Here is a 25973-nt window from a genome sequence, read left to right as displayed (position 1 = left end):
GGTGCCCGGAGTTTTTCACAGGGGTTATGGGGTTGTACAGCGGGCGGACAATTGTTCATGAATGTGAATGGTGGACCGGTGAATGGGATATCTCCGTGAACGGGGCGAAGGCCCGGCGGGGATCACCGGGCCTTCGCCGGCATCGCGGGGGTGAGGGCAGTCATCCACGCGACGATCGGGGGTCAGCAGTGCGGCGCGACCGGGAGGTCCGAGCCCGTCTGCAGGTAGGTGTCCGACACGTAGTTGTTCGGGCCGATGCGGTCCCAGATGTTGCTGGTGCCGAACTTGCCGGTGACGGTGTCACCCTCGACGTAGCATTCGATGGTCACCTTGGCGTAGTTCGCCGCGAGGCCCTTGATCGCCGCGGAGGTGCTGGCGCTCGCGCGGACGTTCATCGGGTCGCCGGCGGTGCTGACCACGCCGGTCGGGCCTGAGCCGGTCCACAGGTAGGTGACGTTGAGGTTCCCGTTGTCCGACATGCCGAGCCCGTCGTAGAAGACGCCGTCGGCGAGGTCGATGCCGGCCGGGTTGCCGACCTTGTAACCGAGGTCGTCCTTACCGCCGTTGTAACCGTTGTGGTAGGCCGCGTACGCCTCGGGCTGGCCCTGGGGGAGGTCCTTGTACTCGGCGCGCACCGAAGCCGGGTTCCAGTAGTCGTCCTTGGTGTTCCACGGGCCGACGTCCCACACCGGCGCGTATTCGCAGCGGCTGTTGTCGGTCTTGCAGACGCGGACCGAGTAGGTGCCGCTGCCCTTGCTCGACAGCCCCCGCCCGGACGGCAGCGCGACGAAGTGGTCGCGGCTGGTGATCACGTGCCCGTTGGCGGTCGTGTGGCCGGTGAGGCCTTCGCGGGTGGCGAAGATCTTGTAGGTCGACGCGGTCGTGGCGGCCAGCGCGTTCGCCTGGGGGCCGCTGTCGGCGCTGAGCCGGAGGCCGCGGACGGCCGGGCGGAGGCCGTCGGTGTCGCTGTGCAGGCTGACCCGCGCCTGCACGGCGCTGACGGTGGTCTTGAACGCGGTGCCGGCGGGTGTCCACTCGGTCCAGTCGTGCACGCCGGTGCGGCCGCGGACGTCGACCTCGACCGTGGTGCCCTTCGGGGTGTCGGCGGACAGCTCCGCGCTGACGCGGTTCGCCGGCGTCGCCAGCTCGTGCTCGGCGGTGGTGAAGCTGCCTTCACTGCCGGCGAAGACCTGCGCGGTTCTGTGCCACGCCGCGTCGGCAAGGGTCAGCGTTCCGCCCGCGGCGGTCACGTTGACGTCGTCGTAGTCCACTGTGGACACATTCTCCGGCCAGCTCGCGCCGGTCGTGGTCGCCGCCTGGGCGGGGCCTCCGGCCAGCGCCGTCACCGCCCCGGCGGCCAGGACCGCCGCGGTCACGCGGCCGGCCTTCTTGATCCGGATCATCCCCGGTTCTCCCTTCGCACCTGTTCACTCGAACGTGGCGAAAGACTGCCGGGGTGGCGTACATGATCCGTACAAGCACGACTCGCCGCAGTTGTGCCGGCCGCGACAAGCGCCCCAATGTGGCGTTGGGTGCGCTCAACGCACCGAACGCCACATTGGGTGCGTCCAACGCACCCAATGCCACATTGGGGCGCTCGGGGCGGAGCGGCGTCAGGCGGAAACGATGTGCGGCGGCTCGGCCGCCGGACTGACCGGCTCCTTCGGCCGGGTCGAAAGCTCGCGCCAGATCGCCAGCGCCCGCTCCGAGTAGTCCCGCGACCGCTCCGGCTGCGAAAGCGCCCGGTGCAGCTCGCCCAGCAGCTGCGACACCTCCGCCTCCGACCGCCGGTCCCCGTTGCGGCGGTGCACCGACAGCGAGTTCACCAGCAGCAGCTGCGCGTGCGCGAAGTCGCCGCTGTGCAGGCACAGCTCGCCCAGGTTCTGGTTCGCGTACCCCACGCAGTGGTCGTCGCCGAGGTCGGTGAAGATCGCGATCGCGCGGTCCACGTGCTCGCGCGCCGCCGCCAGGTTGCCCTGGTGCTGGAACAGCAGCCCGAGCCGCTTGAACGCGTGCGCCTCGCGGTGCCGGTCGCCGATCGACGCCGACAGCTCCAGCGCGTCCGTGAACCAGCGCTTCGCCGCCGCGTAGCAGCCGCGTGACATCCAGACCGCGCCCGCCGCGATGCGGGCCACCGCTTCGCCGTGCGGGTCGTCCGCTTCGGCGAACAGTTTCAGCGCCTCGTGGCAGTGGTCGAGCGCGAGGTCGTCCTCACCGTCGATGCGCAGGATCGTGGCCAGCCCGGTCATCGCGATGCCGACGCCCTGGGCGTCGCCGACCTGCTCGAACAGCGCCTTCGACTCCGCGAACGCCACCCGGGACCCGGCGTACTCGTCCTGGTAGAGCAGGTACTGCCCGAGGTTGCGCTGCACGATCGCCTCCGCGCGCAACGAACCCGTCCGACGCGCCGCCGCCAACGCGATCGTGTGCGTGCTGTGCCAGTCGTCCTGGTGCCCGCGCAGGTCGAAGTACGGCGTCAGCGCCGAAGCCAGCTGCCAGGCCAGGTCGTCGAAGCCGTGCTGGGCGGCCAGCGAAACCGCCGCGACGCTCGTGTGCCGCTCCGCGGCGAACCACGCTGCCGGCTCGTCCGGCAGGACGTCGGCGGGCAGCGCCGGGCGCGGCAGCTCGTCGTCGCGGTACATGCCGAAGAAGTGCAGCGGCATCCGGCGCGCGGCTTCCAGCGCGAGCGCCAGGTACCCCTCCAGAACCCGGCGAAGCGAAGCACGCGTCTTCGCCGCGTCACTGCGCTCCGCGAGCTCCACCGCGTACACGCGCAAAAGGTCGTGCAGCCGGTACCGCGGCTGCCCGGCGACGTCGGAGCCGACGAGCTCGACGAGGTGGCCGTCGACCAGCACGTCGAGGACGTCTTCGGCGTCGCCGCGGCCCAGCACGGCCGCGACCGCCCACGGCGGGAACTGGACCGGCCCGAGCAGCCCGAGCCCGCGGAACGCGGTGGCCGCCGACATCGGCAGCAGGTCGTAGGACAGCGTGACGCTGGCGCGGACGGCGAGGTCGCCGACGCGCAGCTCGTCGAGCCGGCGGCGCTCGTCACGCAGGCGGTCGGCCAGCAGCCGCAGCGTCCAGCCCGGCCGGTGCGTCAGCTTCGCCCCCGCCACCCGGATCGCCAGCGGCAGGTGCCCGCACTGGCGCAGGATCGCCGCGGCGCTCTCCGGCTCGGCGGCGACGCGCTCGGCGCCGACGATGCCCTCCAAGAGCAGCGCGGCCTCGGCCTCGGGCAGCAGGTCGACGTCGACCGGGGTCGACCCGGCGAGCCCGGGCAACCGGATCCGGCTGGTCACGAGCACCGCGCAGGCCCCGGCGCCGGGCAGCAGCGGCCGCACCTGGGCGGCGCTCCCGGCGTCGTCGAGCACGACGCACATCCGGCGCCCGGCCAGCCGCGACCGCAGCAGCGCCGACCGCTCGGCCGGCTCGCGCGGCAGGCCCGCGTCCGGGATGCCCAGCGCGTGCAGCAGCTCGGCGAGCACGCCCATCGGCGCGCGCGGCGACGACGACGTGCCGGCCAGGTCGACGTGCAGCTGGCCGTCGGGGAACTCGTCGCGGACCGCGTGCGCGACCCGGACCGCGACCGCCGACTTGCCGACGCCGGGCGCGCCCGACAGCACGATCACGGCCGGCGCGCCCGAGTTCGCGCGCTCCCGCATCCGGGCGACGACCTCGCGGATCACGTCGTCGCGGCCGGTGAAGTCCGGTAGGTCGAGCGGCAGCTGGCAGACCGGGGCGAAGTCGGCGGGACGCGGCGCGAGCACGGTCTCCGGCACCAGCGTCGCGCGCAGCTCCCGCAGCCGGGCGCCGGGCTCGGCGTCGAGCTCCTCCCGCAGGACCCGCTCGGCCGACTCGAACGCCTCGACGGCGTCGCCGGTCCGGCCCGCGGCCCGCAGCGCGACGATCAGCTGCGCCCACAGCTCTTCCCGCAGCGGGTGTTCGGTGACGAGCCCGCGCAGCTCGGCGACGGCCTCCCCGCAGCGGCCGAGGTCGATCCGCGCCCGCAGCCGCTGTTCCTGCACGGACAGGCGGAGTTCGGCGAGCCGGGCGACGGTGGCGCCCCAGCTGTGGTCGTGCGGCAGTCCTTCGAGGACTTCGCCGCGCCACAGCGCGTCGGCCCGGTCCAGCAGTCTGAGAGCGCTCTCGGATTCGCCGCGATCAAGCGCTTCCTGCGCTTCGGCGGCCGAGCCGGCGAAGGCGAGGTGGTCCAGTTCGTCCGGCGACGCGGTCAGCAGGTAGCCCGAGGCCCGGCTGCTGATCCGCTCACCCAGTTCGGGGTCGATCTCCGCGAACCGTCTTCGCAGCGAGTGGACGTACGTCCGGATGTTCGCCGCGGCCGAGCGCGGCGCCGACTCCGGCCACAGCACTTCCACCAGCACGTCGGTCGACACGACGACGTTCGGCTGCAGCGCCAGCGCGGCCAGCAGCAGCCGGGGCTTCGGCCCGCCCAGCGGGATCACCCGCCCGGCGGCGGTGACCTCCAGCGGGCCGAGGACGCGGATCGAAAGCGTGGTGGTCTCAACCTGCCCGATGAGTTCCCCCATAGCCGGATGCTAGGACCGCTCCGACCTCGGAAGCTAGATCCATTCGGAGTGTCTGCGCACCTGGCGGGGGCTTTGTACGAGTCGTGTACGACCCGGGGTCACGCTCCCGCCATGAAGCGTTTGAACCTCCGGCGTATGGCCGGTTTAGGGGTCGTCCTCGCGACGATCGGCACGCTGGCCGTCGGTGGCGCGTTCGAAGCGTCGGCCGCGGCGACCGGCACCGTGAAGACGGCGGGCGACCCCCTCAACGTCCGCCGGGCGCCCACCGCGAGCGCCACGGCCGTCAAGACCGTCGCGAACGGCGCGTCCGTGACCATCGACTGCCAGACCAACGGGACCTCGGTGACCGGGACCTACGGCACGAGCACGCTGTGGGACTACGTGCCCGCCCTCGGCGGATATATCTCGGATACCTACGTCTACACCGGCTCCGACCAGCGGGTCGCGCCCGACTGCGGGGTCGGCTCGGGCAGCGGCCAGTGCGCCGACGCGTGCGCGGGGGAGGGGCAGTACCGCTCGTCCGACTCGCACTTCCTGGTCTACGACACGAACGCCGACGGCTACTCGGCCGTCGTCGCGTACTGGCTCAAGGGCGGCGCCGGCCCGTTCTACGTCTGGAACTCCGGCGGTGAGGGCACGAAGGTCGACAAGGCCGTGACGGTCCCGCACGGCGGCTGGGTCTTCTACAAGGTCTGCGTCGCCAACTACACGACCACCAAGCCGGACCTGAAGTCCTGCAGCGACGGCATCACCGACTTCGCGGCCTGACCGCGTCTCCCCCTCCCCGAAAGGCTTTCCGACATGGTTGACCTCACCCGGCGCAAGGTGCTCCTCGGCGGGCTCGCCGCGGTCACCGCCACCGCGGCGTCGGCCGCGCTGCCGTCCTGGGCGAACGCCCGCACCGCCGTCGCCGCCCCGGCCGTCCACGACCCCTTCCAGCTCGGCGTCGCCTCGGGCGATCCGCTCCCCGACAGCGTGGTGCTGTGGACGAGACTCGCGCCGGCGCCGCTCAACCCCGACGGCTTCGGCGGCATGCCGGACGCCACGTACGCGGTCGACTGGGAGATCGCGAACGACGCGGCGTTCACCTCCATCGTGCAGAGCGGCCAGGCGAGCGCGGTCCGCGCGTCCGCGCACAGTGTCCACATCGAACCGACGGGCCTGCAGCCCGCGCGCGAGTACTTCTACCGCTTCAAGACCGGCGGATATATCTCGCCAGTCGGCCGCACGCGCACCGCGCCCGCCGCCGGCGCCGCGGTCGACCAGCTCAAGTACTGCTTCACTTCCTGCCAGCACTGGGAGGAGGGCTACTACCACGCGTACAAGGGGGTAGTGGCCGACGACCCGGACCTCGTGCTGTTCCTCGGCGACTACATCTACGAGAAGAAGTCGGGCCGCGCCGCGCAGGAGCGCAACCCGCGCAGTCTCGCGTTCACCGAGGACGTGACGACGCTCGCGCAGTACCGCGCCCGCCACGCGCAGCACAAGACCGACGCCGACCTGCAGGCCGCGCACGCGATCGCGCCGTGGATAGTGGTGTTCGACGACCACGAAGTGATGAACAACTGGAACGGCACCACTTCGCCGGCCACGGCCGCGCGCAAGGCCGCCGGGTTCCAGGCCTTCTACGAGAACACCCCGATCCGGTCCACCGCCAAGCCGAACGGCTCGTCGATCCAGCTGTACCGCCAGTTCGTCTGGGGCAACCTCGCCCGGTTCCACATGCTCGACACACGCCAGTACCGCAACGCCCAGGTGGCCGACCCGGCCGGCTCGGCGGGCCCGTCCTGCACGGACATGCGCAGCACCTCGCGCAGCATCCTGGGCAGCACCGAGGAGGCCTGGCTGCTCAAGCAGTTCGAGTCGCACCCGACCACCTGGGACTTCCTCGGCCAGCAGGTCTTCTTCGCGACGCGGGACGGCGACGGCAACAAGGCCACCTGCGAGAGTCCCGACTCGTGGCAGGGCTACGAGGCCTCGCGGAACCGGATCCAGCAGGGCTGGGTCGACCGGAAGGTCGCCAACCCGGTCGTGCTCACCGGTGACGTCCACCGGCACTGGGCCGCCGACCTGCGGCTGGACTACTTCGACCACAGCGACCCGGTCATCGGCTCGGAGCTGGTGACGACGTCGGTGACGAGCAACAGCGACACCGCGACCGCGCCGAGCGCGACCTGGTACGCCAACAACCCGCACATCAAGTACTGCAAGGGCGAGCGCGGCTACGTCCGCGTCACCACCACGCCGACCCAGACGCGAGCGGACTTCATGACGACGTCCGACACGAGCGTCTACGACCCGGCGAAGGTCGTGATCAAGAACGACCGCAGCTACGTAGTGCAAGCAGGCCGCCCCGGCCTGCAGCAGGTCTGACGCCTGGGCGCTACGCTGCGTGACGTGACCGAAGAACTGGGCCTGCGCGAGCGCAAGAAGCTCCGCACGCGGACGGCGATCTCGGCGGCGGCGATCGCGCTCTTCCTCGAGCGCGGGTTCGACGCCGTCGGGGTCGCCGAGGTGGCACGGGTGGCCGAGGTGTCCAAGCGGACGCTGTTCGCCTACTTCCCGTCCAAGGAGGACCTGGTGCTGCACCGGTTCGCCGACCACGAGACCGACGCCGCGGACGTCGTCCGCGCGCGCCGGGCGGGGCAGGGCCCGCTTTCGGCCCTGCGGGAGGCGTTCCTGCGGGGGCTTTCCGAGCGCTCACCGGTGACGGGCCTGTCCGACGAGCCCGCGGTGCTCGCGGTGTTCCGGCTGGTCACCGGGACCCCGGCGCTCGTGGCGCGGCTGGCGGAGTTCACGTCGGCGGGGGAGGTGGCGCTGGCCGCCGCCCTCGCCGAGGCCGGCGTCGCGGCGCTCGACGCCGAACTGGCCGCGGCGCAGATCGCGGCGGTCCGCCGGACGCTGGCCGCGGCGAACATGGCCGCGGTCGCGGCGGGCGTCCCCGCGGCGCGTCGGCACCGGGAAGCCGTCGAAGCGGCCGAACGGGCGTTCACGTTGCTGACGACCGGCGTGGGCATTCCGTGAGGCCGATTCCGGAACAGTTTTCCCGCGATCTTGACACCCCGCTCACGGCGCTCGTAGGCTGAGTGCTCCGCCGTCATGCCGAGTTTTCTCGAATCCATGACAAAGGCGGTTTCAGGTGAAAAGGTTCTTGCTGGTCTCCTTCGCGGTCGCCGGGTTGGTGGTGGCCGGCGCGAGCTCCGGTTCCGCCGCGCCGGGCGGCGTTTACGACGTCAAGGACTACGGCGCCAAGGGGAATGGTTCCGCGAATGATTCCGGGGCCGTCGACAAGGCGATCACCGCGGCCAACGCGGCGGGCGGCGGCACCGTCCGGTTCACGGCCGGCACGTACAAGTCGGCGAACACGGTCCACCTCAAGAGCAATGTGACGATCCAGCTCGACGCGGGCGCGACGATCACCGGGTCGAGCGCGGACAGTTACGACAAGCCCGAGTCCAACCCGAACGACGACTACCAGGACTACGGCCACAGCCACTTCCACAACGCGATGTTCTACGGCGACAAGCTGACGAACGTCGCGTTCACCGGTGCCGGCACGATCGACGGCGGCGGCAACCTCATCACCGGCAACCCGAAGTCCGGCGAGGCCGACAAGATCCTGTCGCTCACCCGCTGTGACGGCCTCACGCTGTCCGGCATCAAGCTGCGCCGTGGCGGCCACTTCGCGGCGTTGATCAACGGCTGCACGAACGTCGTCTCGGACAAGCTGACGATCGACACGGCGAGCGACCGCGACGGCTGGAACATCATCAGCACCACGAACGTCAGAATCACCGACGTGACCATCGCGGCCAATGACGACGCGCTGGTGTTCAAGAGCGACTACGCGCTCGGCGCGAAACTGCCGAACGGGAACGTCACGGTGAACAACGCGAAACTGTCGGCGGTCTGCTGCAACGCGCTGATGTTCGGCTCCGAGACGTGCGGCGACTTCACCGGCTACCAGTTCTCGGACATCACGATCACCGGCGCGCACAAATCGGGTCTCGGCATCGTTTCGATGGACGGCGCGAAGATTTCCGACGTGCACTACCGCAACGTCACGATGTCGGGCACGTACTCGCCGATCATGATGAAGATCGGCACCCGGAAGCGTTGCGGGAACAACCCCGGGGTGGGCTCGATCAGCGGCATCACGTTCGACAACGTGACGGGCACGCACACCGGGACGAGCTTCAGCCCGACGATCTGGGGTGCGGACAGCACCCACCGCGTCTCGGACGTGACGTTCACCGGAGTGCACCTGAACGTCCCGGGCGGCACCGGGACGATGGGCACGGGCGTCCCGAGCAACGACGCGAAGGACTACAACCCGAAGTCGATCGGCACGCGCCCGTCGTACGGCTGGTACCTGCACTACGCGGCCGGTATCCGGTTCACCGGCAGTTCGGTGGAGTTCGCCAAGGACGACGGCCGCCCGGCGAGCATCGTGAACAACAGCTCCGACGTGACGTTCGACCACTTCACGGCGGAGAAGGGCAGCAAGAGCCCGTTCGACATCGGCTTCCAGACAGTGACGGGCTACTGCGTCAAGGACTCGGCCACCACCTCAGGCTCCGCCCTCCGCCTCAACACCTCCGGCTCCACCTCGACCTGCTGACGTAACCCGCAACTGACGTGATCGAAGCCGGAACTCGCGTGATCAGGGTCGTAACTCGCGAGTTCCGGCTTCAATCACGCGAGTTCCGTTTCCGATCACGCGAGTTCCGGTCTCAGTCACGGACGAAGGGGCCCCGGCTCGGAAGCCGGGGCCCCTTCTGCGGCGCGCCACGAAGTCAGTGCCGGTACTGCTCGTTCATGATCAGGAACGCGCCCAGCCCGTGGAAGTCGTTCGTCTTGCGGGCGCGGCCGTAGTAGTACGACAGGTCTCCGACGTTGGTGCCCTCGCAGATGTCGGTGATGTTCGTCAGGCCGTCGGAACCGACCGAGACCTTGCGGAGCACGCCGGCGTAGCCGCGGTCCGCCACCGCCTGGTACGAAGCCGGCAGGTAGCCGCGCTCGACGCCGCGGGCCAGCGTGAACGTGTACATCGACGACGCCGACGTCTCGAGCCAGTTCTTCGCGTCGCCGCCGCGGTCGACGACCTGGTGCCAGCGGCCCGTCGCCGGGTCCTGGTAGCGCTGGTAGCCCGCCGCCAGGAAGCGGACCATGTCGATCAGCGCCGCCCGGCGCGGGTGGTTCGCCGGGAGCACCTCGAGGATGTCGATCGCCGCCATGCCGAACCAGCCGATCGCGCGGGCCCAGTGGTACTTCGAGTGGTGCCCGGAGCCGGACGCCCACGATTCGGAGCCGTCCTCGTCGTAGGCGTGGTACAGCAGGCCCTTCGCCGGTTCGCGGAGGTGGCTGAAGTACACCGCGAGGTTCTTCGCCGATTCTTCGAAGCAGTACGCGCCGTCGCCGAACGCCGCGCCGTACAGCGCGAGGAACGGCTGGGCCATGTAGACGCCGTCGCCCCACAGCTGGCCGACCTTGCTCGTCGCGTGGAACATGCCGCCGTCGGACGTGCGGGGGTAGGCGGGGAACCGCTTCCGGAGCTGGTCGGCCGCCGTCTTGTACTTCGTGCGGCCCGTCTCCGCGTACAGCAGCGGCAGCATCTGGCACGAGCGCATCGAGTCCAGGTTGGTGAAGCTGTTGGAGATCCCGCTGTCGGTGATGAACCGGTCGTACCACGCGACGATGTAGTCGAGGTACTTCTGCTCACCCGTGCGCTTGTAGAACAGGTACTGGCCGTAGAGGTACAGCCCGAGGGTGTACCCCCAGCCGCCGATGTTCGCGGGCGTGTGGCGCTTCATGGTCGAGTCGATGACGGCCCGGGACCAGTCCGGTGGCGGCTCGCTGATCGGGACGGCCGCGCGCGCGACGGGACCCGCCGCGGCGAGGGCGCCCAACGCGCCCAAGGTGCCGGCCAGGACCGCGCGCCGGGTCGGGCGAAGGGGGTGCTCGGACATTCGACGTCCTTTCGTGCACGGGCCCCGGTCGAGCGGGCAGTTCCGGGGCGGGGCAGGGGTCGAGGACTCCTGCCCCGCCCCGGAAGGGGTGGCCGGGATGCCGATCCGCCGTCCGTCGGCATCCCGACCAGCTCTGGGGCGCGGCGTGCTGCCCGGTCGCCGGAGCGGGGGTGAGAGCGAAAGCGCTCTCTGGGGAGAACATCTACTCGCCTCCGGGACGCCGAGTCAAGAGAGATCGGATCTCTTGCGTCATATATCAGATATTTAACCCGGTTGGCCGTAGTGCTGATGTACCGACCAGCGAAACGTGCCCCAAAGGTCGGATCTCCACCTTGACCGAGTCCGCCCGTCGGGAGTACACCACGCAGTGGACCAGACCACTGGAGGTCGCTCATGTCAGCCAAGTTCCTGCGCCGGGTGCTCGTCGCGTGCGCTTCGATGCTGGTGGTGGCCGGGCTCGTCGCCGCGCCGGCGTCGGCCGACCTGCAGAAGCCGTCCCAGCAGTGGCTGCGTGACAGCCAGGCGGGCCTGTTCCTGCACTGGGGCATGCGTACGTCACCCGGCTACACCAGTTGCAGCGCCTGGGAAAAGGCGATCACCGACGGCGGCTGGAGTCCCACTTACTGGGTCACCGAGGCCAAGAAGCTGCACGCGTCCTACCTCGTGCTCGCCTCGTTCCACAGCCGGCTCGGCTATTCGCGCGCCTGGCCGTCGAAGATCCCGGGCAGCTGCACCACCAAGCGGGACTTCCTCGGCGAGCTCGTCGCGGCGGCGAAACCCCAGGGGCTCAAGGTCATCCTGTACATGACCAACGACGCCCAGTGGCACGACGAGGGCGGCCACGAATGGCTCGACTCGGCCGGCTATTCGAAGTACAAGGGCAAGACCGTGAACCTCGACAGCCAGGACGGCTTCGGCCAGTTCAGCTACGACAACTTCTTCGAGGTGATGAAGAACTACCCCGACCTCGGCGGGTTCTGGATCGACAACGACAACGCCTATTGGGAGTCGCACGACCTGTACGAGCAGATCTACCAGCAGCGGCCGGACTACCTGCTGAGCAACAACAACGAAGACACGCCGATCATGGACACGATCAGCAACGAGCAGAAGACCGGCATGTCCCCGGCCTACGACTACCCGCAGGCGACCTACACGGCGATGCCGCGGCTGACGGAGGCCTGCTTCAAGCTGCCCGACACCGGCTCGTGGTGGTACGGCGGGTCCAACTCGGCCGTGAACAAGGCGCTGAACATCGGACGTCTGGTGACGAACTCGGGCTCGTCGATCAAGTCGCTGATGGCCGAGACGGCGATGGTGAACGGCAAGTTCCCCTCGAACCAGGAGGCGTTCAACAACTTCGCCGGCACCTACCTCGGCGCGATCTGGGAATCCCTCGGCGGCACCGAAGGCGCCGGGTACATGTACGGCGGCATGCAGCCCGGCTTCTGGAACGACGGCGCCCACGGCGTCATCACGATCAAGGGCGACACGCAGTACGTGCACGTCCTGACCAAGCCGTCGGGCAGCACGCTGAAGATCCGCGACAACGGCTACCGCGTCCGCGGCGTGACGAACCTCCGCACCGGCGCCGCGATCTCCTTCACCCAGGGCGGCGGCAGCCTGACGCTGAGCGGCCTGTCCGGCTGGGACACCTACGACACGGTGTTCAAGGTCGACACCGCGGGTCGCGCCGGCGGCTACGACCCGAAGACCGTCACCATCAAGGCGAGCGCGTCCGCGAGTGGCCACAGTGGACAAGCGGCGGGCGACGGCGACTACCTGACCTACTTCGACAACGGCAAGACCCTCCCGGTCAACCTGGACTACGACCTCGGGTCGGCGAAGAAGGTGCAGTACCTCGGCCTCAACCAGCGCGAGGACTCGGTGAGCTACGCCCGCTCGGACAGCGAGCAGTCGGCGCGGATCAAGGCGTACCAGGTCTACGTCTCGGCCGACGGCAAGAACTGGGGGAGCGCGGTGAAGTCCGGGACGCTCCCGAGCCACCGGGGTGTCCAGTTCGTCGACCTGGCCGCGGTGACGACGCGTTACGTCCGCCTGCAGGTCACGAGCACCTACGCCGCGTCGAGTGACAGCACCCGCTACAAGCGGCTCCGGATCGACGAGACCTGGCTGGGGTCGGACTACGCGACGTCGGTGGGCTGACCGGGCGCGGGTGACGGCCGAAGTGCCGTCACCCGCGGATTGTCCCGAGTGGACAGCGCACCCGACTTTCGTAGGTGGTGGCCGCCCGTTCCGCTTGTTCCGCGGTACACCCACAAAACGGACGTACCGCGCATCAGGGAATGTTCTTCGCGTAATTCGTGCGACAAATCGGATTTCCGTACCACCGGCCCGCGCACGTGAATTCGCGACGAGATAACGGTTCCGCAAGCACTTCCCCACGAGCGGAACACCGATCTAGTCTCGTCCGGTGTTCCAAGGCCCATTTCCTGGGGGCCGCTTTCGAAGAGGGAGATTTCTGTGCGAAGAAGCTCCACCCTGCTCCTTTCGCTCGCGGTGGTGGGTGGCCTGACCGGCGCCCTGCCGGCGACGGCGTCCGCGCAGGGGCGTCAGGACATTCCGCAGTCGCACCCGTTGTGGGCGAACGCGCAGTCGAAGGTCGCCGACACGGCGCCCGCGTCGAAGCTCAGCTTCCGGGTCTACCTGAACCAGCGCGACAACGCCGGCGCCGAGGCGCTGGCGCAGGCCGTGTCCGACCCGGACAGCAAGACCTACCGCCAGTACCTCAGCCCCGACCAGGTGCGTGACCGGTTCGCCGCCAGCGACGCCACGGTCAACGCCGTCAAGGCGTGGCTGACCGGCAGCGGGTTCAGCATCGGCGACATCCCGTCGAACCGCGCCTACGTCGAGGCCACCGGCACCGCCGACCAGACGCAGAAGGCGTTCGACGTCAAGCTGGCCAAGTACAAGGTCAAGGGCCAGACCCTCCGCGCCACCGACAAGAACCTGTCGGTGCCGGCGAACCTGGCGAACGACGTCCTCGGCGTCGTCGGCGTCGACCAGGCGACCAACCTGTTCAAGCCCGACCACGCCACCGGCTCCGCGACGCCGGCCGACGTCCCGCCCGGCCCCGGCTTCCGCAACGCGAAGCCGTGCAGCGCCTACTACGGCGAGAAGATCGACACCACCGATCCCGCCTACAACGGCAAGCACCTGCCCTACGCCCCGTGCGGCTATACCCCGGCGCAGCTGCGGTCGGCCTACGGCGTCGACAAGGTCGGCGCGGACGGCAAGGGCACCACGATCGCCATCGTGGACGCGTTCGCCTCGCCGACGATCTACTCCGACGCGAGCACCTACGCCAAGAAGAACGACCCACAGCACCCGCTGAAGCAGAGCCAGTTCAAGCAGCACGTCTTCCCGGCGAACCCGGTTCTCGAGCCGCCGGACCAGTGCGACGCGGCGGGTTGGTACGGCGAGGAGACGCTCGACGTCGAGGCCGCCCACGGTCTCGCCCCGGGTGCCGACATCCTCTACGTCGGTGGCGAGTCCTGTGAGGACAACGCCCTCGACGTGGCGCTGAACTACGTGATCGCCGGCCACAAGGCCGACATCGTGTCGAACTCCTACGGCGACACCGGTGAGGACATCCCGGCCGACGAGGTCAAGGTCTTCAACCAGATCTCGCTGCAGGCGGTGCTCGAGGGCATCGGCGTCTACTTCTCCTCGGGCGACAACGGTGACGAGGTCGCGCGCCTCGGCACGCCGTCGCCGGACTTCTCCGCTTCGGCGCCGTGGATCACCGCGGTCGGCGGCACGTCCATCGCGATCGGCAAGGACGGCAAGCGGATCTTCGAGACCGGCTGGGAGACCAGCAAGTCCTCGCTGACCAACGGCGTCTACGGCCCCGCGGCCTACACCAGCGGTTCCGGTGGCGGCACGAGCCGGCTGTTCGCGCAGCCCTTCTACCAGAAGGGTGTCGTGCCGGACGCGCTGGCGAAGAAGAACCAGACGGGCAACAACAAGGGCCGGGTCGTCCCCGACATCTCCGCGATCGGTGACCCGAACACCGGCTTCCTGGTCGGCCAGACGCAGACCTTCCCGGACGGCGCCTACTACGACCAGTACCGGATCGGCGGCACGAGCCTCGCGTCGCCGGTGTTCGCCGGCATCATGGCGGTGGCCGACAGCTTCGACCACTTCCACCACGGCTTCATCAACCCCGTGATCTACAAGCTGACCTCCCGGACTCCGGCGATCAGCGACGTGAAGCACGTGGACGCCGCGGTGGAGCGGGTCGACTACGCCAACTCGGTCGACGCTTCGGACGGCCTGCTCACCTCGGTGCGCACGCTCGACTACCAGGGTCTGACCATCCACACGACCCCGGGCTACGACGACGTGACGGGTCTCGGCACGCCCAACGGGCTGCTGTTCCTGCTGCTCGTCTAGTGCGTTGAAAAGGCCCCCTCGCCGAACCGGCGAGGGGGCCTTTTCACGTCCTGAGCGGGATGGCCGCGTGGACGGCGGTCCCGCTGTCGCCGCTGGTGACGGTCAGCTCGCCGCCGAGGGCTTCGACGCGGTCGCGCAGGCCGGCCAGGCCGGTGCCGCCGTCGAGGGACGCGCCGCCGACACCCGCGTCGGACACCGAGACCCGCAGCTCGGCGCCCGCGAGCGAGATCCGCACGTCGACCGAGTCGGTCTGCGCGTGCTTCAGCGCGTTCGTCAGCGCCTCCGACGCCACGAAGTACGCCGTCGCCTCCACCGCCGAATCGAGGCGCGGCACTTCGCCGACCGACAGCGCCACCTCCATCGGGATCCGGTCGGCCAGCGAGCGCACCGCCGCGACCAGGCCCGCTTCGGTGAGGATCGCCGGGCGGATGCCGCGGGCCAGCTCACGCAGCTCCTTGATCGCCGTCTGCAGCTCGTCGACCGTGCCCGACAGCAGCGCCCGGACCTCCGCCGGCAGCTGCCCGCCGTGGCGGCGGCCGGCCATCCGCAGCAACAGCACGACGCTGACCAGCCGCTGCTGGGCGCCGTCGTGCAGGTCGCGCTCCAGGCGTCGGCGCTCCTCGTCGCCGGCCGCCACCAGCCGCGCCCGCGACGCCCGGACCTCGGCCAGCCGCTGCTCGAGCTCGGCGGTGAGCCGCTGGTTGTCGAGCACCAGCCCGGCGGCCGCGTTCAGCGCGTCGATCGACCGGCTGTCCTTCCACACCTCGTCGTCCTGCACCAGCGCGGCCAGCCCGGTGCCGTCGCGCTCCAGCAGCAGCCGGATCATCTCGGCGTTGCCGACGCGGGCACGCAGCACCCCGGTCAGGAACGCCAGCGGCCACAGGCAGAACAGGATCCGGTAGACCTGCAGCAGCGGCTCCGACAGCGAGTGGCCGTCGCCGAGCGCGGTGCCGGTGCCGGACGCGAGCGCGCCGAACAGCGCGATCGCGATCACCGGGGACAGCAGCCGCCGCTGCGGCAGCTGCCCGGTCAGCCACCGGTAGAGGAGCACGACCATCACGCCGGCGCTGATGGCCGTGGCCGCGAGCTCCAGCACGCGGTCGGCGAACACGCCGCTCGCCGGGTTCGTCCAGATCGCCAGCAGGTCGCGCGGGTCATCGCTGACCAGCAGCCCGACCACTCCCAGCGCGAACACCACCAGGTAGGCCCCGGTGACCAGCAGCCGTTCCCACCGCGACCGCAGCCGGCCGTGCGGGAACGCGAGCACGAGGTGTGCGATCACCGGGCTCGACGCGGCACGCAGCGGCACGGCGATCGTGTACAGCACCGGATCGCGGGTGAACTGCAGGTCCTCGAGGAACAACGCGACGCCCGCGAGCGCGATGAGCACGCCGATCGGGTTGGCCGGGCGCCGGACGTGCGCGACCGCGCCCGCCAGCAGGAACAGGAAACCGGTCGCGGTGCTGAGCGTCGTGTCGAGCACGGAGTGGCTGCCGTCGGCCACCTTCAGCGTCAACGCGGTGACGCCGAGCGCGAAACCGGCGGCGAGCAGGCCGGTCATCGCGAGCGTCCGCGGGTGCTGCAGCACGCGACCCTCCCGGTGTCCCTCGCCGGGCAATCCTGGCGGGTGTGTGAAGCGTTCCGGCAACGGCTAACCGTGATTCGCCCGTTCGGGCCGTCGCGTTACACCACGCGGGCGCGCTTTAGGGTGATCCGGAACAGGAGGCCACACATGAACGGACTGGGTGCCGAGGTCTTCGGCGGGCGGATGCCCACCGGAGGCCGTGACCTGGCGATCGAGACCCACGGCATCAAGCCGGTTCCGGAGGGCAACCGGTTCGGGCGCCCGTGGCGGCTGTTCAGCGTGTGGTTCGCGCCGAACCTGACGATGACGGCGGTGTTCACCGGCACCCTCGCCGCGGCGCTCGGCCTCGGCTTCTGGACGGGCCTGGCCGCGATGCTCGCCGGCACCGTGCTGGGCTCGTTGCCGGTGGCGTACCTGTCCACCTGGGGGCCGCGCACCGGCACCGGCCAGCTGCCGCTCGCCCGCCTCCCGTTCGGCGGCGGGGTGGTGTTGCCGGGGCTCGTCCAGTGGCTCGGCTCGATCGCCTGGGACGCGCTGGTCGGGCTGTTCGGCGGCGAGGCGCTGGCCGAGCTGACCGGGCTGCCGTTCTGGGCGGCGGTGCTGATCGTGCTGGTGCTGCAGTGCGCGCTCGGCGTGTTCGGCTACGCGCTGATCCACCGCGTGCAGGCGGTGATGAGCGTGCTGCTGGTGCTCGCGTTCGCCGCGCTCGCGGTGAAGGTCCTTTCCGGACACCCGATCGCCGCCGCCGACACCGCGTCGGGCGCCGACCTGGCGGGCGGGATCGTGCTGTTCACGACGATCACCTTGTCCCTGGCGATCTCCTGGGCGCCCTACGCGTCGGACTTCAGCCGCTACCTGCCCGCCTCGACGTCGTCGCGCAGTGTCTTCTGGGCGACGCTGCTGGGGCTCGTCGTCTCCTACGCGATCGGCGAAGGCCTCGGGCTCGCGCTGGGGTCGTCGCTGGGTGACCAGACGGCCGCCGGGGTCGCGCACATGCTCGGCGACGGATTCCTCGGCGCGCTGGCGCTGACGGTGATCGCGCTCGCGGCGGTGTCGTCGAACGCGATGAACGACTACAGCGGCTCGCTGGCCCTGCAGACGGTCGGCGTGCGGCTGCGGCGCCCGGTGTCGGCGGTGCTCGTCACGGTGCTCGCGTTCGCGCTGATCCTCTGGATGCACAGCGGTGACCTGGCGGCCAAGTTCCAGAACGTGCTGCTGTTCGTCAGTTACTGGATCCCGCCGTTCCTCGGCGTCGTGGTCCCGGACTGGCTCGCGCGCACCCGCGGCGGGCGGCGCGTCGACGTCCTTTCGTCGGTGTCGGTGCGTCCGTGGGCGGCGCTCGTGGCGTTCGTGGCCGGCTTCGGGGCGGCGGTGCCGTTCATGAACACGTCCCTCTACACCGGACCGGTCGCGTCGGCGCTGCACGGCGCGGATCTCGCGTACTACGTCGGGCTCGTCGTTTCGCTGGCAGCGTACTTCCTGCTCCGGCGCCGCCTTGACCTCAAGTAATATAGAGGTTTGACGATGGTGTGGTACCCCTCGAAGGAGGAACCATGCCAACCGCACTCGTCACCGGCGCGTCCGCGGGCCTGGGCCGAGCCCTCGCCGCGGCCCTGGTGAGTCGCAAGTGGACGGTCATCGGCGACGGCCGTGATCCGGCCGCGTTGTCCGTGGCCGCCGAGGAGATCGGCTTCACGGCCGTTCCCGGCGACGTCACCGACCCGGCCCACCGCGCTGCCCTGGCCGATGCTTGCCCGGCGCTGGATCTGCTCGTCAACAACGCGAGTTCACTCGGCGTCAGCCCGTTGCCCTCACTGGCGGGCTATCCCTTGGCCGAACTGGAAAATGTCTACCGCACCAACGTGTTCGCACCACTCGCCCTGATCCAGCTGCTGCTGCCCGCCCTTTCCCGGGGCGTGCTCGTCAACGTCAGCTCGGACGCCGCCGTCGAAGCGTATGAAGGCTGGGGTGGCTACGGCTCGGCGAAGGCCGCGCTGGACCAGGTCACGGCCGTGCTGGGGGCGGAGAACCCGGAGCTGGCGGTGTACGCGGTGGACCCGGGCGACCTGCGCACGGCCATGCACCAGCGCGCGTTCCCGGGCGAGGACATCTCGGACCTGCCGTTGCCGGAGACGGCGGTCCCGGCGTTCCTGCGCCTGCTGGACGAGCGCCCGCCGAGCGGCCGGTACCGCGCCGCGGACCTCTTGGTGACCGCATGAACATCCGGTTCGACCTGCCGGACGAGCTGTCGGCGTCGGCCCCGCCGGAGGCACGGGGTCTGGCCCGCGACGAGGTCCGCCTGCTGGTCGCGTCGCCGTCAGGTGTCCACCACACGGTGTTTTCGTCGTTGGGCGCCCACCTCCGCCCCGGCGACCTGCTGGTGGTCAACACATCGGGCACCCTCCCGGCGGCGGTCGACGCAACCCGGGCCGGCGGCCCGGTCGTGGTCCACTTCGCGACGGCGCTGGACGACGGCGCGTGGGTCGTCGAGCTGCGGGCCCCCGGCGGTCCGTTGCTGGACGGCCGGGCGGGGGAGCGGGTGGACCTGCCCGGTGGCGCGTCACTGACGTTGCGGGAGCCGTTCGCTGCTGGTTCGAAGCGGCTGTGGCGGGCGGCGGTGTCGGCGCCGGTGCCCGGCCTGCTGGTGACGTTCGGCCGTCCCATTCGTTATGGGTACGTCCCGCGGGCGTGGCCCCTGGCGGATTACCAGACGGTGTTCGCCCGGGAGCCGGGCAGCGCGGAGATGCCGTCGGCGGCGCGGCCGTTCTCGGCTTCGCTGGTGGTGGACCTGGTGACGGAGGGGGTGCTGTTCGCGCCGCTGGTGCTGCACACCGGGGTGTCCTCGCCGGAGGCTGGTGAGCCTCCGCAGCCGGAGCGTTTCACTGTTCCTCCGACTACTTCCGCTTTGGTGTCGTGGACTCGTTCCCGCGGGGGCCGGGTGATCGCGGTGGGGACGACGGCGGCGCGGGCTCTGGAGTCGTCGGCTCAGCTGGGCGTGGCTTCGGGGTGGACGAACTTGGTCCTGGGCCCGGATCGGCCGGCGCGTGTGGTCGACGGGATTGTCACCGGGCTGCACGCGCCCGAGGCGTCGCATCTGTTGTTGCTGGAGGCGGTGGTGGGGCGGGAGCTGGTCCAGAGCGCTTACGAGGCGGCGGTGGAGCGCCGGTACTTGTGGCACGAGTTCGGTGACGTGTCGTTGTTGCTGCGCCACTGACCGAGCGCCCCAATCGGGTTGTTTCATCGTGATTCGGGCTGGTCAGGTTGTGTTGACCGAGTCTGGTAATGCTCACCCCAGACCTGGGCGGACACTGTCGCGGATGTTCTGCTCGTGCTGGGTGAGCACGAGCAGGGCCTGCAGCAGGGTGGTGGCGTGGCGGGTGTTGAGGCGGAGCCGGTCGAGGATGTGCCAGTGTTTGAGGGCGGCGAAGCCGCCCTCCACCGCGCACCGCATCGCCGAAAACGCGGCGTTGGCCTGCTTCTGGGCCTTGCTCAGCGGCCGTCGGGCTTCGGCTTTGTAGGGGGTGAGCACGACCTGCTCGCGGCGGGGGTCGGCTTTGCGCCAGCGGGACCGCAGCCGGCTTCGGTGGGTGCGGATCAGCTCGGCGACCAGCTGCAGGGTCTGACGAGACAGGGGAAGGGTGACCTGGTAGGAAAGAGGACCGAAGCCCTCGGCGGGTGATTGACTCACATCTCGATCTTGCCGAGGGCTTCACCTATCTGCCTGGTCGCCACGCTGGTCCGGGCACCGCGTCTTACCGTCACAGGCAAACACCAAGGGCTCGACGGCCTGACCAGCCACGTTCACGATGAAACAACCCCAATGTGGCCTTCGGTGCGCAAGACGCAACCAAGGCCACATTGGGGCGCTGGTTCTAGTGCCGCGCCGGCTCCTCACGCCGTCGCGCGCGCCACAGTCCCGCCAGTGCCACCACCGCGATCCCGAACCCGACCCCGGTCACGATCGACGCCACCAAGCTGGCGGTCGCCGTGGCGAGGCCGAATGCTCCGCCCAGGTACACCGGGATGCTCACCGCCACCGGCAGCCAGTTGCGCAGCGCGAACGCGCGCTCCGACACCAGCCACAGCACCAACGTGACGGCCGCCGCCGTGATGACCGGGATCGCCCAGACCACCAGGCTCGTCAGCGCGTCCATGCCGAGTGACCTGAACCACTCGAACGTCGCCTGGCCCATTCCGATGAACAGCACGACCAGCGCCACGCGGACGCCGGTGGCTCCCTGGCCCCGTCGGCTCGTCATGTTCCCCTCCGATGCAGTCGGTCACCCTTACCACGTTCGGGTGACGCCGGTGGTTGCCCGCGCCGGGGAATTCGGACACGGAGCGCCCACATGGCGGGAGCCCTCGCGCCGGTGCCGCGTGCCCGCGATGCTCTGGCGGCACCACCTGTGAGCTGGTCGAACGGCCGCCACTAGGGGCAGCGGCGGCCGATGTCAAGGAATCTCACGGGATTTCCCGGGATGCGGATGGCTATGCGCCTCAGTGGGTGACCGTGCGAACCTCGCCCCGACACCGACCCCCGAAAGGCGACGCCGACGTGCGCACCCACCACAAGACCCGCTTCCTGGCCTCGGCGCTCGCCGCCCTGACCGTCGTGGGCGTGCTCGCGGGCTGTTCCCGCGCCGCGGAGAGCACCGCGGCGCCGGCCGCGAACCAGGGCGCCGCCGGTGAGGTGCGGCTCGGGTTCTTCCCGAACGTCACCCACGCGCCCGCGCTCATCGGCGTCAAGAAGGACTTCTTCAAGCAGCAGCTCGGCTCGGCCAAGCTCACCACCCAGACCTTCAACGCCGGCCCCGAAGAGGTCAACGCGCTGCTGGGCAACTCGCTCGACATCGCCTTCATCGGCTCCGGCCCGGCGATCAACGCCTTCACCAAGTCCAAGGGCACGATCCAGCTGGTCAGCGGCGCCGTCTCGGGTGGCGCGCAGCTCGTCGTCAAGCCGGACATCACGAACGTCGAGGGGCTCAAGGGCAAGACCATCGCCACCCCGCAGCTGGCCAACACCCAGGACGTCGCGCTCAAGAAGTTCCTGGCCGGCAAGCAGCTGACCGACCAGGTCAAGATCACCAACCTCGACAACTCCAAGACGCTCGACGCGTTCAAGAAGGGCGAGGTCGACGGCGGCTGGCTGCCCGAGCCGTGGGCGTCCCGGCTGGTCCTCGACGCCGGCGCGAAGGTCCTGGTCGACGAGAAGGACCTGTGGCCCGGTGGCCGGTTCCCGACCACCGTCGTCATCGTGCGCAGCGAGTTCCTGCAGCAGCACCCGGACACCGTCAAGGCCGTGCTGAAGGGCGAGCTCGCCGCGATCGACTGGGCGAAGACCAACCCCGCGGAAGCCAAGACCGTCGTCAACGGCGCGCTCAAGGAGCTCGCCGGCAGCAGCCTGAGCCCGGCGGTCATCGACCGCGCGTTCTCCGGCATCGAGCTGACCACCGACCCGATCCCGGCCGAGTTCCCGCAGCTCGCGCAGGACTCGGTGACCGCGGGCGTGGTCAAGTCGGCCGTCGCGCTGAAGGGCTTCGCCGACTTCGGCCCGCTGAACGACGTCCTCAAGGAGAAGAACCAGCCCGCCGTGAACGCGCCCGAACTCGCCAAGTGACTTCGAGAGGCAGCCAGCGATGACCACGACCCTCCCGACCGGCCGGACCAGCTTCACCGGTGCCACCGCGGTGCGCCTCGACGGCGTCCGCAAGACGTTCGGCCCGGCCGGCCGCGCGGTGGTCGCGCTCGACGGCGTCGACCTGACCGTCGCGCCCGGCGAGTTCGTCTGCCTGCTCGGCGCGTCCGGCTGCGGCAAGAGCACGCTGCTGAACCTGGTCGCCGGGCTGGACGCGCCGTCGGCGGGGGAGATCACGCTGAACACGTCGCGGCCCGCGGTCATGTTCCAGGAGGCCGCGCTGATGCCGTGGCTGACCGCGGCCCGCAACGTCGAGCTGCCGCTGCGCCTGGCCGGCTTCGGGCGCGCCGAGCGTCGCGAAAAGGCCGCCGAGCTGCTGGAGCTCGTCCGGTTGAACGGCGCGGGCGGCAAGCGGCCGCACGAGCTGTCGGGCGGCATGCGGCAGCGGGTCGCGCTGGCCCGCGCGCTGGCCGCGACCCTGCGCGTCGGCGGCGACCCCGACCAGGCACTGCTGCTGATGGACGAGCCGTTCGCCGCGCTCGACGCCATCACCCGCGACGTCCTGCAGGGCGAGCTGCTGCGCGTCTACCGCAGCACCGGCACGTCGGTGCTGTTCGTGACCCACGACGTCCGCGAGGCGGTCCGGCTGGGCCAGCGCGTGGTGCTGCTGTCCTCGCGGCCGGGCAAGGTCGTGCGCGAGTGGACGGACGTCCCGCTGGCCGACGCCGAAGAGCTCACCGAAGAAATCACCGGGCACCTGCGAGAGGTGATCAGCACCCATGCCGCAGCTTGACCAGTCCGCCGAAGACGACCTGGACGCGGTCGGCGCCGGACTGGACTCGCTCGACGCCCCCGCCGGGGAGCGGCGCCCGAGTTTCTGGAAGCGGTTCGCCTGGGGGTTCCTGCCGCCGGTGGGCGCGCTCGTCCTGCTGATCGTCGCCTGGCAGCTCGTGTGGGCGTCGGCGGTGCTGACGGAGGCGCAGCTGCCCGAGCCGATCGCGGTGTGGGACGAGTTCTGGAGCCGCGTCGTCACGGGCGAGGTGTTCGGCTTCGTCTGGACGTCGGTGCACCGCGCCGCGCTCGGGTTCGTCGCCGGGGTGCTGCTCGGCACACCGCTGGGCCTGCTGGTGGCGAAGGTCCGCGTGGTGCGGGCGGCGATCGGGCCGCTGCTGACCGGGCTGCAGAGCCTGCCGTCGGTGGCGTGGGTGCCGGCGGCGATCCTGTGGTTCGGCATCAACGACGGCGCGATCTACTTCGTCGTGCTGCTGGGCTCGGTGCCCTCGATCGCGAACGGCCTGGTGTCGGGCATCGACCAGATCCCCCCGATCCTGCCGAGGGTCGGCCAGGTGATGGGCGCGAACCGGCTCTCGTCGGCGCGCCACATCCTGCTGCCGGCCGCGCTGCCCGGGTTCCTGGCCGGGCTGAAGCAGGGCTGGGCGTTTTCGTGGCGTTCGCTGATGGCGGCGGAGCTGATCGCACTGTCACCGCAGCTGGGCGTCGGGCTCGGCGCGTACCTGAACCAGGGCTCGTCGCTGAACAGCATCGAGACGGTGATCGCGGCGATCTTCCTGATCCTGCTGGTCGGCGTCGGGATCGAGCTGCTGGTGTTCCGGCCGCTGGAGCGGACGGTGCTGCGGGCGCGTGGGCTGACTTCGTCACTCTGAGGATCGACCTGAGTTGAACTCTACTTAGGGGGCTAGGTAGAGTTCATGTATGGCTGGTGCCCAGGGACCGCGGATGACGCTGCCGACGCAGCTCGTGCTGCACGTCCTCATCGACGACCCGAACCGCGAGATGTACGGCCTCCAGCTGAGTGAGGCGGCCGGTCTGCCCAGCGGGACGATCCACCCGATCCTGGCTCGGCTGGAGAAGGCGGGATGGTTGACGAGCCGCTGGGAGGAGGTCGACACGCGTGTGGAGGGTCGGCCGAAGCGGCGGTACTACCGGTTGGACCCCAACAGCCTTGCGACCGTCCAGGCGGCTCTTCACCGCGCCGATCCGGCGGCCAAGGCCCTCGGGCGGTTTCGGCCTGGGCGGGCAGGGGGGATCGCGTGAGTGTCCCGGGCCTGGATGTAGCGGCTGACGTGTGGGAGCAGCCGGAGATGAGAGCGGCTCTCGCGACTCGTGAGGTCAGCGCGGTCTACCGGCTCCTGCGCAAGCACGGTGTCGCGCAGCGCCAGATCGCCGCGATGACCGGCCAGCCTCAGTCCGAGGTGTCGGAGATCCTCCAGGGTCGCCAGGTCATGGCCTACGACGTGCTCACGCGGATCGCCGATGGCCTGGGTGTCCCCCGTGGACACATGGGCCTCGCCTTCGACGAAGCCACGGCGATACGCCCAGCCGGCGGCCGGGACGACGAGTCGGAGCGGCGGAGGTTTCTCGCGCACCTGGCCGAGGCCACGATGGGTGCGGCGGTGTTCGGTCCGGAATCGGGCACGTGGTCCGCGGGCCCGGTGCGCATCCCGGCCCCCGCTCGGATCGGCGTGACGGACGTGCGCCAGGTGGAGGCCGCGACGCGGGCTCTGCGGGCGCTGGACTACCAGTACGGCGCGAAGTTTTGCCGCGACGCCGTCGTGGCGCAGCTCTCTTGGGCGAAGAGTTTCCAGGAAGCCGAAGCCTCGGTGGTGGTGAAGACGCGGCTCGACGCGGCGATCGCCGAGCTGGAGAACTTGGCCAACGCGCAGTTGCTCGACGCAGCGAGCGACATCCCGCCGAAGGTGCTTCCGGAACCGGTGCTCAGGAGGCCGGTGGCCGAAGCGTCGCAGCGGGCGATCCGGTGGGCCTCGCGGATCCTCCCTGTGGTCGAGCGCGAGCGGTACCTCGACGAGTACCTGAGCGACCTCGACGAACTGGCCCAGTCGAGGAGGCCGCGCCGGGCGCAGGCGGTCTACCTGCTCCGGGTGTTCAGCCGTATCCCCGGGCTCCGGTTCACGCTGCGCGGCTCTGAAGCCCGGGAGGTGGCCCGGTGAAGGTGGTCGAGGCGTTCGCCGAGGTGGTTGCCTCGGCCGAGCGGACCCGCAACACCGTCCGCATCCTGTGGGTCGTCATCTTCGGTGCGGCGCTGCTCATCGGTGAGGTGTGTGCGGTGGCGGCGCTCTCGCCGGCGGCCGGGTTGTTGCCCGCCGTTTCGGGGGCCGGTCTCGCCGGTTGGTCGTGGGTCAAAGCCCGGCGGAAGACCGGCTGAAGACTTCCCGCGGGACGCGCTCAGTCTTCCGGTGGCTCCACGGCGACCTCGAGCGAGAGCTGCTGAAGCAGCTGCAGGACGTCCGGCCCGGGGTTCTCGTCCTCGTAGGCTTCGACGACCTTGACGAACCCCATCAGCAGCCCGCGCATGATCGCCTCCTGGCGGTGCGCCAGCTCGTCGACCGCCTGCTTGACGATCTCCTGGACGTCGGCGAGGTACTCCGGTGGGACGGGGGAGTCCGCGGTCATCGTGAAGTCGAGTGCGCCTTCGAGCAGTTCGGGGTAACCGCTGGTGCCGGCTTCGCCGCCGTTCTCGAGGTTCTGGCGCAGCCGGTAGACCGACGCCAGCAGGCCGATTCCGGTCTGCACCAGGTCCGTGTCCTCCATGCGGGAAGCATGGCACGGCGGGCGCGTGCGCGCCGGTGAAGACGACTCGACCCCGGCCGCCGGCCGGGGTCGAGCCGTTTCGTTCGGGGTGAGCCGAGAGGTCAGCGGCCTCGGCGGGCGCCGGCGCGGGTGCCGGAAGAGAACGCCGCCGCGCCGCCGCCCGAGCCGGAGCCCGACCGGGGGTTGCCGCCGCCGGTGCGCCGGGTCCCGCCCGAAGCCGCGCCCGAGCGGGCCGAGCCGCCGGTCGCCGG

21 protein-coding genes and 1 pseudogene are annotated in these 25973 nt (G+C 70.3%); 15 read left to right on the top strand and 7 right to left on the bottom strand.

Features of this window, described 5'->3' with window-relative positions; genetic code table 11:
* Nucleotides 1-182: 182 nt before the first annotated feature.
* Both M8542_RS48770 and M8542_RS48765 read right to left on the bottom strand, forming a co-directional pair.
* Complete coding sequence (locus M8542_RS48770) at nucleotides 183-1403, bottom strand: DUF8814 domain-containing protein (RefSeq protein ID WP_257927274.1); 1221 nt, start codon at nucleotides 1401-1403, stop codon at nucleotides 183-185.
* Between the two features lie 210 nt (nucleotides 1404-1613).
* A complete protein-coding gene (locus M8542_RS48765) occupies nucleotides 1614-4547 on the bottom strand; it encodes an AfsR/SARP family transcriptional regulator (protein WP_257927273.1) in 2934 nt (977 codons plus the stop codon).
* 111 nt (nucleotides 4548-4658) lie between these two features.
* Here M8542_RS48765 and M8542_RS48760 point away from each other — a divergent pair, with 111 nt between their 5' ends.
* The 4 genes from M8542_RS48760 (at nucleotide 4659) to M8542_RS48745 (ending at nucleotide 9168) form a co-directional block, all read left to right on the top strand.
* Nucleotides 4659-5315 (top strand): SH3 domain-containing protein, encoded by a 657-nt coding sequence (locus tag M8542_RS48760; protein ID WP_257927272.1) that lies wholly within the window; start codon nucleotides 4659-4661, stop codon nucleotides 5313-5315.
* A gap of 33 nt (nucleotides 5316-5348) precedes the next feature.
* On the top strand, nucleotides 5349-6920 hold the full coding sequence (locus M8542_RS48755; RefSeq protein ID WP_257927271.1) for an alkaline phosphatase D family protein: 1572 nt from the start codon (nucleotides 5349-5351) through the stop codon (nucleotides 6918-6920).
* A 24-nt stretch (nucleotides 6921-6944) separates the two neighbouring features.
* Nucleotides 6945-7571 (top strand): TetR family transcriptional regulator, encoded by a 627-nt coding sequence (locus M8542_RS48750; protein ID WP_257927270.1) that lies wholly within the window; start codon nucleotides 6945-6947, stop codon nucleotides 7569-7571.
* 115 nt (nucleotides 7572-7686) lie between these two features.
* Nucleotides 7687-9168, top strand: coding sequence for a glycoside hydrolase family 28 protein (locus M8542_RS48745; protein WP_257927269.1), 1482 nt, complete (start codon nucleotides 7687-7689; stop codon nucleotides 9166-9168).
* A gap of 175 nt (nucleotides 9169-9343) precedes the next feature.
* Here M8542_RS48745 and M8542_RS48740 read toward each other — a convergent pair whose 3' ends face one another.
* Nucleotides 9344-10516 carry a glycoside hydrolase family 88/105 protein gene (locus M8542_RS48740; protein ID WP_257927268.1) on the bottom strand — a complete coding sequence of 391 codons (1173 nt, stop codon included), beginning with the start codon at nucleotides 10514-10516 and terminating at the stop codon, nucleotides 9344-9346.
* Nucleotides 10517-10909: 393 nt separating this feature from the next.
* On the opposite strand from M8542_RS48740, the gene M8542_RS48735 reads away from it, so the two are divergent.
* Together M8542_RS48735 and M8542_RS48730 are read left to right on the top strand one after the other, a co-directional pair.
* Nucleotides 10910-12682, top strand: a complete 1773-nt coding sequence (locus M8542_RS48735) for an alpha-L-fucosidase (protein WP_257927267.1) — start codon at nucleotides 10910-10912, stop codon at nucleotides 12680-12682.
* A gap of 318 nt (nucleotides 12683-13000) precedes the next feature.
* Complete coding sequence (locus M8542_RS48730; protein ID WP_257927266.1) at nucleotides 13001-14932, top strand: S53 family peptidase; 1932 nt, start codon at nucleotides 13001-13003, stop codon at nucleotides 14930-14932.
* A 43-nt stretch (nucleotides 14933-14975) separates the two neighbouring features.
* On the opposite strand, the gene M8542_RS48725 is transcribed toward M8542_RS48730, so the two are convergent.
* A complete protein-coding gene (locus tag M8542_RS48725) occupies nucleotides 14976-16493 on the bottom strand; it encodes a sensor histidine kinase (RefSeq protein ID WP_257927281.1) in 1518 nt (505 codons plus the stop codon).
* A gap of 171 nt (nucleotides 16494-16664) precedes the next feature.
* Here M8542_RS48725 and M8542_RS48720 point away from each other — a divergent pair, with 171 nt between their 5' ends.
* The 3 genes from M8542_RS48720 to M8542_RS48710 are packed head-to-tail and all read left to right on the top strand — an operon-like array spanning nucleotide 16665 to nucleotide 19731.
* The gene (locus M8542_RS48720; RefSeq protein ID WP_257927265.1) at nucleotides 16665-18026 is read left to right on the top strand and encodes a purine-cytosine permease family protein; all 1362 of its coding nucleotides are present in this window, start codon (nucleotides 16665-16667) and stop codon (nucleotides 18024-18026) included.
* Between the two features lie 44 nt (nucleotides 18027-18070).
* Nucleotides 18071-18736 carry an SDR family NAD(P)-dependent oxidoreductase gene (locus M8542_RS48715; protein WP_257927264.1) on the top strand — a complete coding sequence of 222 codons (666 nt, stop codon included), beginning with the start codon at nucleotides 18071-18073 and terminating at the stop codon, nucleotides 18734-18736.
* Nucleotides 18733-19731 (top strand): S-adenosylmethionine:tRNA ribosyltransferase-isomerase, encoded by a 999-nt coding sequence (locus M8542_RS48710; protein WP_257927263.1) that lies wholly within the window; start codon nucleotides 18733-18735, stop codon nucleotides 19729-19731. The genes M8542_RS48715 and M8542_RS48710 overlap by 4 nt, the downstream gene beginning before the upstream one ends.
* Nucleotides 19732-19803: 72 nt before the next feature.
* Here M8542_RS48710 and M8542_RS48705 read toward each other — a convergent pair whose 3' ends face one another.
* The gene (locus M8542_RS48705; RefSeq protein ID WP_257927262.1) at nucleotides 19804-20205 is read right to left on the bottom strand and encodes a transposase family protein; all 402 of its coding nucleotides are present in this window, start codon (nucleotides 20203-20205) and stop codon (nucleotides 19804-19806) included.
* Nucleotides 20206-20389: 184 nt separating this feature from the next.
* A complete protein-coding gene (locus M8542_RS48700; protein WP_257927261.1) occupies nucleotides 20390-20776 on the bottom strand; it encodes a hypothetical protein in 387 nt (128 codons plus the stop codon).
* Between the two features lie 296 nt (nucleotides 20777-21072).
* Here M8542_RS48700 and M8542_RS48695 point away from each other — a divergent pair, with 296 nt between their 5' ends.
* The 6 genes and pseudogenes from M8542_RS48695 to M8542_RS48670 all read left to right on the top strand — a co-directional run bounded on the left by M8542_RS48695 (nucleotide 21073) and on the right by M8542_RS48670 (nucleotide 25336).
* Nucleotides 21073-22134: an ABC transporter substrate-binding protein gene (locus M8542_RS48695; RefSeq protein WP_257927260.1), complete on the top strand. Its 1062-nt coding sequence runs from the start codon at nucleotides 21073-21075 to the stop codon at nucleotides 22132-22134.
* Nucleotides 22135-22153: 19 nt separating this feature from the next.
* Nucleotides 22154-22945: an ABC transporter ATP-binding protein gene (locus M8542_RS48690; RefSeq protein WP_257927259.1), complete on the top strand. Its 792-nt coding sequence runs from the start codon at nucleotides 22154-22156 to the stop codon at nucleotides 22943-22945.
* Nucleotides 22932-23816 carry an ABC transporter permease gene (locus M8542_RS48685; RefSeq protein ID WP_257927258.1) on the top strand — a complete coding sequence of 295 codons (885 nt, stop codon included), beginning with the start codon at nucleotides 22932-22934 and terminating at the stop codon, nucleotides 23814-23816. The genes M8542_RS48690 and M8542_RS48685 overlap by 14 nt, the downstream gene beginning before the upstream one ends.
* A gap of 73 nt (nucleotides 23817-23889) precedes the next feature.
* Nucleotides 23890-24207, top strand: a complete 318-nt coding sequence (locus M8542_RS48680; RefSeq protein ID WP_257927257.1) for a PadR family transcriptional regulator — start codon at nucleotides 23890-23892, stop codon at nucleotides 24205-24207.
* 47 nt (nucleotides 24208-24254) lie between these two features.
* Nucleotides 24255-24827: pseudogene (locus M8542_RS48675) on the top strand (helix-turn-helix domain-containing protein); the annotation flags it as partial.
* A gap of 290 nt (nucleotides 24828-25117) precedes the next feature.
* Nucleotides 25118-25336, top strand: coding sequence for a hypothetical protein (locus M8542_RS48670; protein WP_257927256.1), 219 nt, complete (start codon nucleotides 25118-25120; stop codon nucleotides 25334-25336).
* Between the two features lie 20 nt (nucleotides 25337-25356).
* On the opposite strand, the gene M8542_RS48665 is transcribed toward M8542_RS48670, so the two are convergent.
* Nucleotides 25357-25722, bottom strand: coding sequence for a hypothetical protein (locus M8542_RS48665; protein WP_257927255.1), 366 nt, complete (start codon nucleotides 25720-25722; stop codon nucleotides 25357-25359).
* Nucleotides 25723-25973 lie beyond the last annotated feature (251 nt).

It is taken from the genome of Amycolatopsis iheyensis (assembly GCF_024703995.1).
In the GTDB taxonomy this organism is placed as follows: domain Bacteria; phylum Actinomycetota; class Actinomycetes; order Mycobacteriales; family Pseudonocardiaceae; genus Amycolatopsis; species Amycolatopsis iheyensis.
Note: the sequence above shows the minus strand (reverse complement) of the source record. Positions and strands in the feature narration are given on the sequence as shown.

Coding starts and splice junctions, on each gene's coding strand:
- M8542_RS48665 (WP_257927255.1), bottom strand. CDS start 25,722: ATGGAGGACACGGACCTGGTGCAGACCGGAATCGGCCTGCTGGCGTCG.
- M8542_RS48765 (WP_257927273.1), bottom strand. CDS start 4,547: ATGGGGGAACTCATCGGGCAGGTTGAGACCACCACGCTTTCGATCCGC.
- M8542_RS48770 (WP_257927274.1), bottom strand. CDS start 1,403: ATGATCCGGATCAAGAAGGCCGGCCGCGTGACCGCGGCGGTCCTGGCC.
- M8542_RS48735 (WP_257927267.1), top strand. CDS start 10,910: ATGTCAGCCAAGTTCCTGCGCCGGGTGCTCGTCGCGTGCGCTTCGATG.
- M8542_RS48725 (WP_257927281.1), bottom strand. CDS start 16,493: ATGACCGGCCTGCTCGCCGCCGGTTTCGCGCTCGGCGTCACCGCGTTG.
- M8542_RS48720 (WP_257927265.1), top strand. CDS start 16,665: ATGAACGGACTGGGTGCCGAGGTCTTCGGCGGGCGGATGCCCACCGGA.
- M8542_RS48685 (WP_257927258.1), top strand. CDS start 22,932: ATGCCGCAGCTTGACCAGTCCGCCGAAGACGACCTGGACGCGGTCGGC.
- M8542_RS48715 (WP_257927264.1), top strand. CDS start 18,071: ATGCCAACCGCACTCGTCACCGGCGCGTCCGCGGGCCTGGGCCGAGCC.
- M8542_RS48690 (WP_257927259.1), top strand. CDS start 22,154: ATGACCACGACCCTCCCGACCGGCCGGACCAGCTTCACCGGTGCCACC.
- M8542_RS48755 (WP_257927271.1), top strand. CDS start 5,349: ATGGTTGACCTCACCCGGCGCAAGGTGCTCCTCGGCGGGCTCGCCGCG.
- M8542_RS48740 (WP_257927268.1), bottom strand. CDS start 10,516: ATGTCCGAGCACCCCCTTCGCCCGACCCGGCGCGCGGTCCTGGCCGGC.
- M8542_RS48680 (WP_257927257.1), top strand. CDS start 23,890: ATGACGCTGCCGACGCAGCTCGTGCTGCACGTCCTCATCGACGACCCG.
- M8542_RS48760 (WP_257927272.1), top strand. CDS start 4,659: ATGAAGCGTTTGAACCTCCGGCGTATGGCCGGTTTAGGGGTCGTCCTC.
- M8542_RS48700 (WP_257927261.1), bottom strand. CDS start 20,776: ATGACGAGCCGACGGGGCCAGGGAGCCACCGGCGTCCGCGTGGCGCTG.
- M8542_RS48710 (WP_257927263.1), top strand. CDS start 18,733: ATGAACATCCGGTTCGACCTGCCGGACGAGCTGTCGGCGTCGGCCCCG.